The sequence below is a fragment of the Streptomyces sp. NPDC050743 genome, assembly GCF_044456925.1.
Classification (GTDB): domain Bacteria; phylum Actinomycetota; class Actinomycetes; order Streptomycetales; family Streptomycetaceae; genus Streptomyces.
The window spans coordinates 92,181-105,669 of sequence record NZ_JBITGJ010000028.1 but is presented as its reverse complement, the minus strand read 5'-3'; the positions used below and the strand labels follow the sequence as shown (position 1 = coordinate 105,669).

Here is a 13,489-nt window from a genome sequence, read left to right as displayed (position 1 = left end):
ATTCCAGATCCAGCGGCAGCGATCCCACTCGGCTTCGAGCCGGCCCCTGGCCGTGTTCGACAGGCGCACACGGAAGGTGTACCGGGCATGCCCGGCGTCCTTCGTGGTCACCTCTGTCGTCATGCATCCGAACCTACCCGAGGCCACTGACAGTCGAGAGTTCTCGATCATCGCGGGCGGCATCACCGCCGTGCGGGGCGGGGCGCCGGATCGCCCTGACGGCGATCCGGCTGTCCCTGCCCCGCTCCGCAGGAGTCCGATTCCTCCCCGGCCCGAAGGCCGGGGCATCCTCGGAGGAACCCGGTGAAGGGCTACGGCGCCGCCGTCACCGGGGTGGCGATCATGCCCTTGGTCTTCGGGATGGCCGTGGCCCAGAAGCTGGCCACCCGCTGGGCCGGCCACCCGCGCGCGGTCGTCGGCGCCGGTCTCGCCCTGATCGGCCTGGGCCTGCTCGGCGCGTCCACGGCCGGCGCGGGCACACCCTACGCGGTGTTCGTCTGCTGGCTGCTGGTCATCTCGGCAGGCGCCGGGCTGTCCATGCCGGCCCTGACCATCGGCGTGGTCACCTCGCTCCCGGCCCACCAGGCGGGCCTCGGCTCCGGCCTCGGCACCACCGCCCGCGAGACGGGCGCCGCGCTGGGCGTCGCCGTCACCGGCACGGTGCTGTCGGCCCACGCGGACCTGCTCCACGGGCTGGGTCCGGCCCTGCGGACGGTGGGGGTGGTGGTGCTGGCGGCGACGGCCCTGGTGATCACCGGGTACGGAAGGCGCCCTGAAGGGGCGCGAGGAACTGCGCGAGCAACCCACCGCATACCCGCAGACGGCGAACGCCCGGCACCCCTGCGGCGGGATGCCGAGCGTTTGCCGTAACTCCGGAACCTCTTAGATGAGGCCGAGGCCGCGAACCGCGTCGCGCTCCTCCTCCAGCTCCTTCACCGACGCGTCGATGCGAGCACGGGAGAACTCGTTGATGTCCAGGCCCTGGACGATCTCGTACTTGCCGTCCTTGCAGGTGACCGGGAAGGAGGAGATCAGGCCCTCCGGGACGCCGTAGGAGCCGTCCGACGGGATGCCCATGGAGGTCCAGTCGCCCTCGGTCGTGCCGTTGACCCAGGTGTACACGTGGTCGATCGCGGCGTTGGCGGCGGAGGCCGCGGAGGACGCACCGCGGGCCTCGATGATCGCGGCACCGCGCTTGGCGACGGTCGGGATGAAGTCCTCGGCCAGCCACTTCTCGTCGTTCACGACCTCGGCGGCGTTCTTGCCGGCGACCGTGGCGTGGAAGATGTCCGGGTACTGGGTGGCGGAGTGGTTGCCCCAGATGGTCAGGCGCTTGATGTCGGCGACCGTCGAACCCGTCTTCTTCGCGAGCTGGGTGAGCGCGCGGTTGTGGTCCAGGCGGGTCATCGCGGTGAAGCGCTCGGCCGGGACGTCCGGAGCGGCGGCCTGCGCGATGAGCGCGTTGGTGTTGGCCGGGTTGCCGACGACCAGGACCTTGATGTCGTCCGCGGCATGGTCGTTGATGGCCTTGCCCTGCGGCTTGAAGATGCCGCCGTTGGCCTCGAGCAGGTCACCGCGCTCCATGCCCTTGGTGCGGGGGCGGGCGCCGACCAGGAGGGCTACGTTGGCGCCGTCGAAGGCGACGTTCGGGTCGTCGGTGATGTCGATGCCCTGGAGCAGCGGGAAGGCGCAGTCGTCCAGCTCCATGGCCGTGCCCTCGGCGGCCTTGAGCGCGGGCGTGATCTCCAGGAGGCGCAGCTTGACCGGAACGTCCGCGCCGAGCAGCTGGCCGGAGGCGATGCGGAAGAGCAGGGCGTAACCGATCTGGCCGGCCGCGCCGGTGACGGTGACGTTCACGGGAGTGCGGGTCATGGCGTTCTCCGTATGACAGCTGGCGGTGGGGCGTCCCTGCCCCGGACGGATGATCGATCTCTTGGCGTCAAGAGATCGATCCAGCGGTCAGGCTATCGCGCATCCGGCATGCGAGACGTACAGGGCCGTGTGGCTCACCCCACAAGTCGGACACAAGGCGACGAAGGGGCGGCCGCCCGTCCGGGAGAGGGGGAGAGGACGGAGGCGGCCGCCCAGGTGGGGGTACCGGATTGCCGGACTCCCGTGGGGGGGTATTGGGCCACGTGCCCAGAATCCGGCCCGCCATGCGCCCGTCCCCGGAATTTCCTCCCCGATTCTCCGCCCGCCCTCCAGGAGCCGACGGCCGGCGCCGCGACCCCTGTGATGGCGTACCGGACGGCGCGGTCGAGGTAGGGCGTGCCGGGCGGCGTGATACCCCGAACAGGGCAGGCAGGACGCGGGACATCGGGCGGGCGGTACCCGGCACATCCCGGCACATCGACTGCCGGATGCCATGGACGGCGCGTTCCGCGCGGTGCGTCCACCCGTCCTACTTGGTGCACCCCGTCCGCCCGGACGCCAGCGTCGCGCAGGCCTTGGCCTCTGCCGCGTTCTTCACGGCGACCATCGGGGTGTAGGCGATGGTGTCGCCGACGCCGGAGGTCTCGCCGCTCTGCCGGGCCTTCCCGGCGGAGACCTGGACCTCGTCGCCCTGGGCGGCCCCGGTGATGCGGCCCCAGGCGGTGCCGCAGGCCTTGCTGTAGCGGACCTCCAGGGTGGTGGTGCCGATGGTGACGCTCTTGGCGGTGGTCACCAGGTCGCCGCTGCACCCCATGGCCTCGGCGTCCTTGCCGTCGCAGGCGGAGCCGGTGCACTTGACCCCGGGTGGCGGGGTGGTGTGCGTGGTGGCGCTCGGGGACGGCTTGGCGGCGTTCTCGTGCTTCGCGCCGCTCCGGTTGGTGAAGAAGAAGACGGCGCCGATGACGACGAGCACGCCGACGAGCCCCGCCAGGAACATGATCAGCCGCTGCCGGCCGGCGTCCCCCGGAGCCGGGGCGCCGCCCCCCGAGGGGGTGCCCCCGGCGGGCCGGGGCTCCCGCGGCCGGCCGTCGTACGCGTTCGGCGTGGTCGGGGTCCGGCCGGGGCCCTCGGGCGGGCCGTCTGGCCGCACACCGTTCGCGGCAGTGGCGGCGGCGCCCGTGCGGGGGCCGGCCTTGGACGGGCCCTGATACCCGGCCAGGCCCCAGGAGTTGCCGCCCGAGGTCCCGCCACGCCCGGCGCCGTCCGGGCCGAGACCGGAACCGTCGGCTCGCTCACGACCGTCCCCCTGTCCCCGCCCCGCCTGCTCCCGGGCGTCGGCGTCGGGGGCCGTCGGCTGGGTGGGGATCGCCGGGGAGACGCCGGCCGGGCCGGCGATGCCCATACCCGCGTCGGCGCCCTTGCGGCCGGACGGGCCGCCGGTCGCCTCCGCCGCCCCGAACTCCCCCAGCGCGGCGCGCGCCTGGGAGATGCGGATCGCCTCCATCGTGCGATCGTGCCGCATCTCGGCCCGGCTCCAGGCGCGTTCGGCCAGCTCCCACATCGTGGTCAGATGGCCGAGGTTGGTGCCGGTGACCTCGGCGAGAGCGACGATCGCACCCTTGGGCGCGAGCAGCCGGCCGCTCAGATAACGCTCCCAGGACGTCTTGCTGTAGCCCGTGCGGTCGGCGAGCGCCGCGACGCTCAGGCCGCTGCGGTCCACGAGCCGCCGCACCTGCTGGGTGAACTCCTTGATCTGTGGGTCCAGGTCCTCGGGCAGATCTTTCCAGCGAGGCATCGATTCCCCCTCTTGCTTTCCCCCGGCATTCCCCGTCCTGGCTACCCACAAGGATGCGCCGACCCGGGATCCCAGTTCCCCGACTGGGGGCGCACAGGAGCACCACTGCCGCCGGTCATGCCCCAACGTATCCCGAACTGTCGAGACATCGACACGGTGAGGACACATGTGGCAGTACGTGGACACGGTAGCGGAACGGTCACTTCCGTGCCACAGCGCACGGACAGGCGTTGAACAGGCAGTTCCCGCAGGGAAGGCTGAGTTGCGACGGTGGCCCGCCCCTCATCGGGGGAGGGGGCGGGCCACCGTTTCCCGCACCACCAGAGCGCGCCGCGCACCGGGCCCGCTCGGCGCGCAGCCGTCCGGTGAGCTCGGCGGAGCGGCGGGCCAGGTGCCCGAACCAGGCCGGCACCGAGCAGTACGGCAGCGCCTGGCCGAGCACGGACGTCATGGACGGGGGGTGGCTGCCCCCCCGCGTACGCCCAGACCCGGTCATGCAGCGCGAGCATGGAACCGAAGGTGCACACCACCGGCCAGTAGCCGAGGGCGACGTAACCGATCGCGGCGGCCTTGCACGACGGCGAAGACGGTGAGGGTCCATCGGCCGCGCAGGGTGACGGACCGGTCACGCCCGGGCAGGGAGGCAGGAGTCAACCCTGAGAGGTGCCGCGGAAGTTGCGGGAAGCGGTGGGCTACCGGATGTGATGGCAGGGGACTTCAGGCCGTCGATGGAGGCGGGGCCGGGGTCGGCGGCCGTGCCGTCGGGGTACGCCGGTGGCCCGCGTCCCGGGGGGAGGCGCGGGGCACCGGCGTCACGAACAGCCCTACTGGTTGAGCGTGAAGTGCAGGATGCCCTTCAGGAACGGGATCCGCAGCCACGGGTCGGGCTGGGCCATCATCGCCAGCAGGGCGATCACGAGGCCGAGCACGCCGTAGGTGGCGATGTCGGTGAAGCGGGAGCGCACGGCGAGCATGCCGACGCTCGGGAGTATCCAGCGCATGACCGCCCCGGCCAGCAGGGCCGCGCCGATCAGCAGGGTGCCGGCACGGAACATGTCGAGGGCGGTCAGCAGCAGGCCCAGCGCGACCCCGCCGAGCACCACGAGCAAGGGCCACTGCCGTGCCGGGGCCGGGGCGGCACCGGACGCGGCACGGCCGCCGCCCTCCGGCCGCGCGGTGTCCCTGGTGATGCGGGGGAAGCGCCGCGTGGTCTTCCGCCCGGGATCTTCCCCTGCGCTCTGCGTACCGCGGGTGACCGCCCCCGCGCGGGCGCCCTCAGCCGGCACTGCGCTCCGCCGCCTCGACCACGTTGACCAGCAGCAGCGCCCGGGTCATCGGGCCCACGCCACCGGGGTTCGGGGAGATCCAGGCCGCCACCTCGGCCACGTCCGGGTGCACGTCGCCGACGATCTTGCCCTCGGCGTTGCGGGAGACACCGACGTCCAGAACGGCGGCGCCCGGCTTGATGTCCTCGGCGCGGATCAGGTGCGGGGAGCCGGCCGCGGCGATGACGATGTCGGCCCGCTTCAGGTGGGCGGACAGATCACGGGTGCCGGTGTGGCACTGGGTCACGGTGGCGTTCTCGCTGCGCCGGGTGAGCAGCAGCGGCATGGGCCGGCCGATGGTGACACCGCGGCCGACGACCACGACCTCGGCGCCCTTGATCTCCACGCCGTGGCGGCGCAGCAGGGTCAGGATGCCGTTCGGGGTGCAGGGCAGCGGGGCCGGCTCGTTCAGCACCAGCCGGCCGAGGTTCATCGGGTGCAGACCGTCGGCGTCCTTGGCCGGGTCCATCAGCTCCAGGACGCGGTTCTCGCCGATGCCCTTGGGCAGCGGCAGCTGGACGATGTAGCCGGTGCAGGCCGGGTCCTCGTTCAGCTCGCGTACGACCGCCTCGATCTCCTCCTGGGTGGCCGTGGCAGGCAGCTCGCGCTGGATGGAGGCGATGCCGACCTGCGCGCAGTCGCGGTGCTTGCCGGCGACGTACTTCTGGCTGCCGGGGTCGTCCCCGACAAGGATCGTGCCGAGGCCGGGCGTGACGCCCTTCTCCTTCAGCGCCGCCACGCGGGCGGTCAGATCGGACTTGATCGCGGCTGCGGTGGCCTTGCCATCGAGAATCTGGGCGGTCATACCCCCATCCTCGCGGATGACCCGCCCCCGGTTCCAATCCGGGTGCCCCACGGCCCTCCCCCGCCATGTCACAGCATGATCAGCGATGTTGCACTTGCACAACACCTCACGATTCCGTCTGGACAAGTAAGACCCGCCTAAAGAACGATGAGCAGACAGTGCCGCGGGCAGTGCCGGGGGGACGGACCGCATCTGTAGAAATCTCCTCCGAACCGTGCTCCGCGTCGTCCCCGCACTTGGATCAACGGAGGAAGAGCGCCATGAGCTTCGGCGACCCGAACAACCCCTACGGCCCGCCGCCCCAGCAGCCTCCGGCCGCTCCCGGTTACGGCTACCCGCAGCAGCCGGCCGCCCCGCCGCAGGGCTACGGCTACCCGCAGCAGCCCGGCTACCCCGGCTACCCGGGCGGCAACGCGATGCCTCAGACGATGCCGGGTCTGCTCGTTACGGCGCGGGTGTTCCTGTACCTCATCTCGGCGGTGCAGATCCTCATCGGCCTTGTCTGGCTGTACCTCGCGGCCTTCGTCAACGACGTCTCGAACAAGGCGGACGATCTGGGCAGCTCGTCCAGCAACAATCCGTTCAGCACGATCGGTGACGGCGGCCACATGGCCGCGGGCCTGATCGTGTTCATCGCGCTGATCGCGCTGGGCCTGGCCGCGCTGTCCATCACGCTGGGCGTGAAGTTCGGCCGCGGCGGTCAGGGCGTGCGCATCACGACGGTGGTCTACGGCGCGCTCGGCGGTGTCCTCGGCCTGATCGGGCTCTTCACGGGCCTGGACTCCGGTCTCGCCTCGGCTGTGATCTTCCCGCTGCTCTGGGTGGTCTTCGCGGCCGTCATCACCGCGGCCCCGGTCGTGCCGAGCGGTACCGCCTGGTTCAACCGCCCCCGCTACTGAACCCGCCCGCGCGGCAGTACGATTCGCGCCATTTCCACACCAAGGGCCGTGTCTCACCCGTCCAGGGGAGGCACGGCCCTGGTGTGTCCCCCTAGGCTGGCCGGGTCGGCCGCTGCGGCCGGGGTGTCCGTCGGCACGGGGAGACGCACCTTGTACAGCATCATCGTCGTACCTCCGCCGACCCCGGAGGACCGGCAGCCGAGCACCCGGATCCGGCTCGCCCCGGGTGAGCGCCTCACCTTCGGAAGGGCGGCCGGCAACGATCTGACGATCCCGCACGACGGGGTCTCCCGCCGGGCCGGCGAACTCATCGCCCAGGGCGCGTTCTGGATACTGAGCAACCTGTCAGCGCGTCAGACGTACGTCGTGGACAACCCGGAGGGCGCCGGCGAGCACGTCAAGGTCGGCCCGGGCCGGCTGGACGCGCCCATCCCGTTCGAGTTCTCGCGGATCGTGCTGCCCGCCGCCGGGGACCTGCTGACGATCGAGGTGTGGGCGCCGCGCCACGACTATCTGCCGCAGGGGGCAGAGCCGGACGGGGACACCACCGCCCCCGCCTTCTCCGTCGACCGCACCAAGCGCTACTTCGCCGTCCTGGCCGCCCTGTGCGAACCGCGGCTGCGCGGCGACCCGCACGCCCCGCTGCCCACGGTCGACCAGGTCGTCGACCGGCTGCGCCCCGCCTGGCCGGCCGCCTCGCGCACCTCGGTGCAGTGGAACATCGACTACCTGGCGGTGAAGCTGCGACTCAAGCCCGGCCCGGACACCGCGGACACCGGTCCGCGCCTCAACGGCAAGAAGGAGTCCCTGGTGTCCCTGACGCTCCGCTTCGACCTCGTACGGGAGGACGACCTGGTCGTCCTGTCCGCCGCCGACGCGAGCCGTACGGCCCGGTGACCGAGCCATACGCCGTGCCGGTGCCGCGGGGTTACCGGGTCGGCGCCTGGGAGGTGCGCGAGCCGATCGCGACGGGCGCCTTCGGCAGCGTGTACGCGGGCCGGCGCACCGGCGACTCCGAGGAGCTGCCCGCTGCCGCCGCGCTGAAGTTCCTGCCCACCGGCACCGGCACCCCGCGCCAACTGGCCCATCTGCGCGACCTCATCGAGCGCGAGGTCGACCTGCACCGGCGGCTCAGGCCGCCGCGGCTGATCCGGATGTACGAGTCACTGGTCGTCGACGACCCGGAGCGCCCCGAGCTCGACGGCGCCACCGTCCTCGTCCTGGAGCGGGCCGAGGGCTCCCTGTCCGCCCTGCTCGCCGCCGCGCCGCGCCCGGCCGCCGGGCCCGCCCTGCTCGCCCAGATCTGCGAGGGGCTGGCCCAGCTGCACCGGGCGGGCTGGGTGCACGGGGATCTGAAACCGGCCAACGTGCTGCTGATGGCGGACGGTTCGGCCCGGCTCGCCGACTTCAACATGGCCGCTGAACTGGAGGGCACCCACGCCTACACCCCGGCCTTCTCCACCCCCGACTACACCCCGCCCGAGCTGCTGTGGACGGAGATCGGCGAACGCGGCCGGCGGATCCGGCCATCCGCCGACGTCTGGGCCTTCGGCGTGCTCGCCCATCTCGTGCTCACCGACTCCTTCCCGCTGTCCGGCGCCACCCCGACGGCCCGCCGGGACGCGGCCGCCGCCTATGCGCGCGGCACCGACGAACTGCGCCTGTCGCCCCGACTCCCCGACGCCTGGCGGGAGATCGTGCGGGACTGCCTGGCCCGGACGCACGAGGCACCCATCGGCACCGAGGCGCTGCTGCGCCGCGCCGAGGCGGCCGCCGGCACCGGCCGCTCGCCGCGCCTGCCGCGCCGGCTGTTCCCGCGATTCCCGCGCCGCGGGCGCCGGCGGGCGGCCATCGCGGGCGCCGCCGCCGCGACCGTCGCCGCCGCGGCCCTCAGCTACGGCATCAGCACCTGGGCGAGCGACGGCGCCGACGGCACGGACGACAAGGCTCTGGCGGCCTACGGCGCCTCCGAGCTCCGCACCGACAAGGGCATCCCGGTGCGCTACCGCAAGCTCATCGCCGACTCCGCCCACGCCTCCCCCGAACCCGACGTGACCCCCGCGCGCAGGACGGCGATGCTCAAGGCCGAGAGCGATTTCGACCCGGACCTCTCCGACCCGGCCAAACACGAGTTCGGCATCGCCCGCTGGACCCCCGCCGTCCTGCGCTGGTACATGCGCGACGACGGCGTTCCCGCGTCGGCCACACCCACCCCGCCCCTCACCCCCTCCGTCTCCATCCCGGCCATGGGCCGCTACCTCTGCTTCATGGCGCCCAACCTGAAGTCCGGCCTGCCCGGCGACAGGCGCGTGCTGCTCTCCGCCGCGTACCGGACGTCGTACAGGAAATTGAAGGCTCCCCTCCCTGAGGGAGGGGATTGGTCACCCTCCAGGGCTGTGCGGGGATTTACGGCTCAGGCCGCCGCCGGAGCCGGCGGCTCGGGTGGTCTTACGCCCTCGACACCGTCCGGGTTCCAACCTGCCCGGACCAGCATCACGCGGGCGGAGTTCTTGTCCCTGGGGGACACGGCTCCGCACACGGTGCAGGTATACGTTCTCATCGACAGAGGCAGTGCGTGCTTGGTTCTCGCTTCGCACTTGGCACAGTCCATCGTGGTGTGCGCCGGGTGCACGAGACGGACGTCCCGTGCGTGCTTGCGGCCCATCTCGACCAGGGCACGCTTCGTCGCGGCGATGGCGGCATCGGCCGCCTTGCGGGCCATGGTGGTCTTCGCCAGGAACCTCGGCCTGAAGTCCTCCACCGCAACCCCGTCGTGGCCGCGCATCACCCGCTTGGCCCACTTGCGGGCGGTGTCCTCCCGCTGCCTCGCGATCTTCTTGTGCAGCTTCGCCGCCTGTGCCCGGGCCTTGCGGTAGCCCGCGGATGCGGGCTGTCCCTTCGGACGCCGCCGCCGGGCCATCATCCGCTGGTACCTCGCCAGCCGCTGCGCGGCCCGCCTGCCGTGCTCGGCATGCGGCAGATCGTAGGCGTCGTCGGTGGTGGTGGCGGTCTCCGTCACACCCCAGTCCACCCCGAGCACGCGCCCCGTGCGGGCGAGCGGTTCGCTCCGCGCGGGGACGACGAAGGACGCGTACCAGTGGCCGAGGCTGTCCTGGTACACCCGCACACTCGACGGGTCGGCCGGAAGGGGCCGCGACCACACCACCGTCACCACGATCTGGCCCGCAAGGTGCAGGCGGCCGTCCTTGAGGCGGAAACCGCGCTTGGTGTAGTTGAGGCTGGGCCGCGCCTCCCGCTTCTTCTTCCACCTGGGCATCTGGGCCCGGCGCTGCTGCGGCAACCGGTTCTCGATGTCCTTCAAGGCCTTCGCGCGGGACGTGGCGAAGTCGCGTATCACCTGCTGCTGAGGCACCGACGCGCCCTCAGCCAGCCATGGCGTCACCCTGCGGGCCTCGGTCAGCATCTTGTCGAGCTGAGCCGGACCACACGTCAGCTTCTCGCCACCCGCTTTGCCCTGCGCGTGGACCTGCTGGGACTTCGCGACGCACTCATTCCAGATCCAGCGGCAGCGATCCCACTCGGCTTCGAGCCGGCGCCTGGCCGTGTTCGACAGGCGCACACGGAAGGTGTACCGGGCATGCCCGGTGTCCTTCGTGGCCGCTTCTGTCGTCATGCATCCGAACCTACCCGAGCGGACTGACAGTCGAGAGCTCTCGATGATCGTGGGCGGCATCACCGCCGTGCGGGGTGGACGCCGGATCGCCCCGACGGCGATCCGGCCATCCCTGCCCTGCCCCGCAGGAGTCCGATTCCTCCCCGGCCTGAAGGCCGGGGCATCCCCGGAGGAACCCGGTGAACATCGCCAAGCCCGCCGCACTGCTCGTCGCGACCACCGCACTGCTCGCCGGCTCCACGGTCGCGGCCACCGCCGCCGCCCCGGACGGCACCCGGGTCACCGGCGTCCAGCAGGTCGCCGACCAGGTCCTCGCGGGCCACCCGAAGCCCCTCTCGGCCTCCGCCGACAAGGTCCGCTACGACGGTCTGACCCTCACCTGGGCCCCGCGGGGCAAGGCCGCCGCCAAGGACCTGGACTGCGCCTACGGTCATCTGTGCATGATCGTCAAGGGCACCAAGTTCGACTTCTACAAGTGCCAGACCTGGACCGTGAACAACTGGACCGGGGACGGCCCGTTCACCAACAACCAGACGCCGGGAACGGTCGCCAGGTTCTTCAACCGGGACGGCAGCGTTCGCTGGACCTCGACCGCCTACCAGGCCGGCACGGCGACCTGGGACCCGATCTGGTCCCTGCGCCCCTGCTGCCCCGACCCGGCAAGGCCGACGGCCTCCGGCCCCCTCAGGGGAGGGCCGGAGGCCGCCGGCCTGTCCACGGCGCCGTGTCAGTGGAAGAAGTGGCGCGTGCCCGTGAAGTACATCGTCACGCCCGCCTCCTTGGCGGCCTCGACGACCTGCTCGTCACGGATCGAACCGCCCGGCTGGACGATCGCCCGCACGCCGGCGTCGATGAGGATCTGCGGCCCGTCGGGGAAGGGGAAGAACGCGTCCGAGGCGGCGAAGGAGCCGCGCGCCCGCTCCTCACCGGCCCGCTCGACGGCCAGCTTGCAGGAGTCGACCCGGTTGACCTGGCCCATGCCGACGCCGACCGAGGCGCCGTCCTTGGCGAGCAGGATCGCGTTGGACTTCACCGCTCGGCACGCCTTCCAGGCGAAGGCGAGCTCCTTGAGCTCCTCGGCGGTCAGCGCCTCGCCGCTGGCCAGCGTCCAGTTCGCCGGGTCGTCGCCGTCGGCCTGGAGCCGGTCGGTGACCTGGAGCAGGACACCGCCGTCGACCTGCTTGGCCTCGACCCGGTTGCAGGGCGCGCCCGGGGCCTTCAGGACCCGGATGTTCTTCTTCCTGGCGAGGGCCTCCAGGGCCCCCTCCTCGTAGTCCGGGGCGACGATGACCTCGGTGAAGATCTCCGCGACCTGCTCGGCCATCTCCCGGCTCACCGGCCGGTTGACGGCGATGACACCGCCGTACGCGGAGACCGGGTCGCAGGCGTGCGCCTTGCGGTGCGCCTCGGCGACGTCCGAACCGACCGCGATACCACAGGGGTTGGCGTGCTTGATGATCGCGACGCACGGCTCGTCGTGGTCGTACGCGGCACGGCGGGCGGCGTCCGTGTCCGTGTAGTTGTTGTACGACATCTCCTTGCCGTGCAGCTGCTCGGCGTCCGCGAGCCCGCCGCTGCCGTCGACGTACAGGGCGGCCGGCTGGTGCGGGTTCTCGCCGTAGCGCAGGGTGTTCTTGCGCTCGTAGGTGGCGCCGAGGAAGTCGGGGAACCGCGACTCGTCCACCGGCGCGTACGAGGAGGCGAACCAGGAGGCGACGGCCACGTCGTAGGCGGCGGTGTGCTGGAACGCCTCGGCGGCGAGGCGCTTACGGGCGGCGAGGTCGAAGCCGCCGTCCTTGACGGCGGCGAGCACGTCGGCGTACCGCTCGGGGCTGGTGACCACGGCGACGGAGGGGTGGTTCTTGGCGGCGGCACGGACCATGGACGGGCCGCCGATGTCGATCTGCTCCACGCACTCGTCGTCCGAGGCGCCGGAGGCCACCGTCTCGCGGAAGGGGTAGAGGTTGACGACGACGAGGTCGAACGGCTCCACGCCGAGCTCGGCGAGCTGCTGCCGGTGGCTGTCCAGCCGCAGGTCGGCGAGGATGCCCGCGTGCACCTTCGGGTGCAGGGTCTTCACCCGGCCGTCCAGGCACTCGGGGAAGCCGGTCAGCTCCTCGACCTTGGTGACGGGGACGCCCGCGGCGGCGATCCGGCCGGCCGTGGACCCGGTGGAGACGAGCTCGACACCGGCCTCGTGCAGCCCGCGCGCGAGGTCTTCCAGCCCGGTCTTGTCGTAGACGCTGACGAGCGCCCGGCGAATGGGCCGATTGGTGCTCTCGGCGGTGGCGGTCACTGGATAACTACCTTTCGTCCCTCAATGCGATAGCCGTTGCGGGCGAGCCGCCCCACGACCTCGACGAGCAGCCTTCGCTCGACTTCCTTGATGCGCTCGTGCAGCGCGCTCTCGTCGTCCTCGTCCCGGACCTCGACCACGCCCTGGGCGATGATCGGGCCGGTGTCGACGCCGTCGTCGACGAAGTGGACGGTGCAGCCGGTGACCTTGGCGCCGTACGCGAGCGCGTCACGGACGCCGTGGGCCCCCGGAAAACTGGGCAGCAGGGCGGGGTGCGTGTTGACGAACCGCCCGCCGAACCGGGCGAGGAACTCCTTGCCCACGATCTTCATGAACCCGGCGGAGACCACGAGGTCCGGCTCGTAGGCGGCCACGGCCTCGGCGAGGGCGGCATCCCACTCCTCGCGGCTCGCGTGGTCCTTGACCTTGCACACGAAGGTCGGCAGCCCCGCCCGCTCGGCACGGGCGAGCCCCTCGATACCGGCGCGGTCGGCCCCTACGGCGACGATCCGGGCGCCGTACTGCTCGGCTCCGGTGCGCTCGATCTCGTCCAGGAGCGCCTGCAGATTGGTGCCGGATCCGGAGACCAGCACGACAAGGCGCTTGACCGCTGGGCCAGCGGGGGTGGCGGCCACGATGGGGCCCTTTCTCGGGGTGGCGACGGTACCGGCCGGAGCTTTGTACATTCGCACGAATGCTTTACGCCCCTCGATACAGGGAAGTCTACGAAGCGGCCGGCCGTCAGCAACGATACCGGCACACGAGAAGGCCCCCACGGGACGGGGGCGTGGCCGGAAGGTAGCGTTCGGCAGGGAATCACGGAGGGCGGCCTCGGGAACGCGACGGTCGTGCGGTGCGTTGTC

At 71.9% G+C, this 13,489-nt stretch carries 10 protein-coding genes and 1 pseudogene; 4 read left to right on the top strand and 7 right to left on the bottom strand.

From position 1 onward, the window contains the following. Positions 1–303: 303 nt before the first annotated feature. Complete coding sequence (locus tag ACIBJF_RS25700; RefSeq protein ID WP_399177012.1) at positions 304–870, top strand: hypothetical protein; 567 nt, start codon at positions 304–306, stop codon at positions 868–870. Between the two features lie 12 nt (positions 871–882). On the opposite strand, the gene ACIBJF_RS25695 is transcribed toward ACIBJF_RS25700, so the two are convergent. The 4 genes from ACIBJF_RS25695 to ACIBJF_RS25680 all read right to left on the bottom strand — a co-directional run bounded on the left by ACIBJF_RS25695 (position 883) and on the right by ACIBJF_RS25680 (position 5,797). After that, on the bottom strand, positions 883–1,872 hold the full coding sequence (locus tag ACIBJF_RS25695) for a malate dehydrogenase (RefSeq protein WP_399177010.1): 990 nt from the start codon (positions 1,870–1,872) through the stop codon (positions 883–885). 529 nt (positions 1,873–2,401) lie between these two features. Further along, on the bottom strand, positions 2,402–3,667 hold the full coding sequence (locus ACIBJF_RS25690) for a DUF2690 domain-containing protein (RefSeq protein ID WP_399177008.1): 1,266 nt from the start codon (positions 3,665–3,667) through the stop codon (positions 2,402–2,404). A gap of 824 nt (positions 3,668–4,491) precedes the next feature. Then, a complete protein-coding gene (locus ACIBJF_RS25685) occupies positions 4,492–4,953 on the bottom strand; it encodes a DUF3017 domain-containing protein (RefSeq protein ID WP_399177006.1) in 462 nt (153 codons plus the stop codon). Continuing rightward, on the bottom strand, positions 4,943–5,797 hold the full coding sequence (locus ACIBJF_RS25680) for a bifunctional methylenetetrahydrofolate dehydrogenase/methenyltetrahydrofolate cyclohydrolase (RefSeq protein WP_399177005.1): 855 nt from the start codon (positions 5,795–5,797) through the stop codon (positions 4,943–4,945). The genes ACIBJF_RS25685 and ACIBJF_RS25680 overlap by 11 nt, the downstream gene beginning before the upstream one ends. Before the next feature lie 260 nt (positions 5,798–6,057). On the opposite strand from ACIBJF_RS25680, the gene ACIBJF_RS25675 reads away from it, so the two are divergent. From ACIBJF_RS25675 to ACIBJF_RS25665, 3 genes and pseudogenes are all read left to right on the top strand, one after another. Next, positions 6,058–6,696 carry a hypothetical protein gene (locus tag ACIBJF_RS25675; RefSeq protein ID WP_399177004.1) on the top strand — a complete coding sequence of 213 codons (639 nt, stop codon included), beginning with the start codon at positions 6,058–6,060 and terminating at the stop codon, positions 6,694–6,696. A gap of 150 nt (positions 6,697–6,846) precedes the next feature. Next, complete coding sequence (locus ACIBJF_RS25670; RefSeq protein ID WP_399177003.1) at positions 6,847–7,593, top strand: FHA domain-containing protein; 747 nt, start codon at positions 6,847–6,849, stop codon at positions 7,591–7,593. Then, positions 7,590–9,047 (top strand): annotated as a pseudogene (locus tag ACIBJF_RS25665) (protein kinase); the annotation flags it as partial. The gene ACIBJF_RS25670 and the pseudogene ACIBJF_RS25665, both read left to right, overlap by 4 nt. Positions 9,048–9,109: 62 nt before the next feature. Here ACIBJF_RS25665 and ACIBJF_RS25660 read toward each other — a convergent pair. The 3 genes from ACIBJF_RS25660 to purN all read right to left on the bottom strand — a co-directional run bounded on the left by ACIBJF_RS25660 (position 9,110) and on the right by purN (position 13,312). Next, positions 9,110–10,330 (bottom strand): RNA-guided endonuclease InsQ/TnpB family protein, encoded by a 1,221-nt coding sequence (locus ACIBJF_RS25660; protein ID WP_399177002.1) that lies wholly within the window; start codon positions 10,328–10,330, stop codon positions 9,110–9,112. A 727-nt stretch (positions 10,331–11,057) separates the two neighbouring features. Next, positions 11,058–12,626 carry a bifunctional phosphoribosylaminoimidazolecarboxamide formyltransferase/IMP cyclohydrolase gene (gene purH / locus ACIBJF_RS25655; protein ID WP_399177001.1) on the bottom strand — a complete coding sequence of 523 codons (1,569 nt, stop codon included), beginning with the start codon at positions 12,624–12,626 and terminating at the stop codon, positions 11,058–11,060. Beyond that, the gene (gene purN / locus ACIBJF_RS25650; RefSeq protein WP_399177000.1) at positions 12,623–13,312 is read right to left on the bottom strand and encodes a phosphoribosylglycinamide formyltransferase; all 690 of its coding nucleotides are present in this window, start codon (positions 13,310–13,312) and stop codon (positions 12,623–12,625) included. The genes purH and purN overlap by 4 nt, the downstream gene beginning before the upstream one ends. Positions 13,313–13,489: the final 177 nt, after the last annotated feature.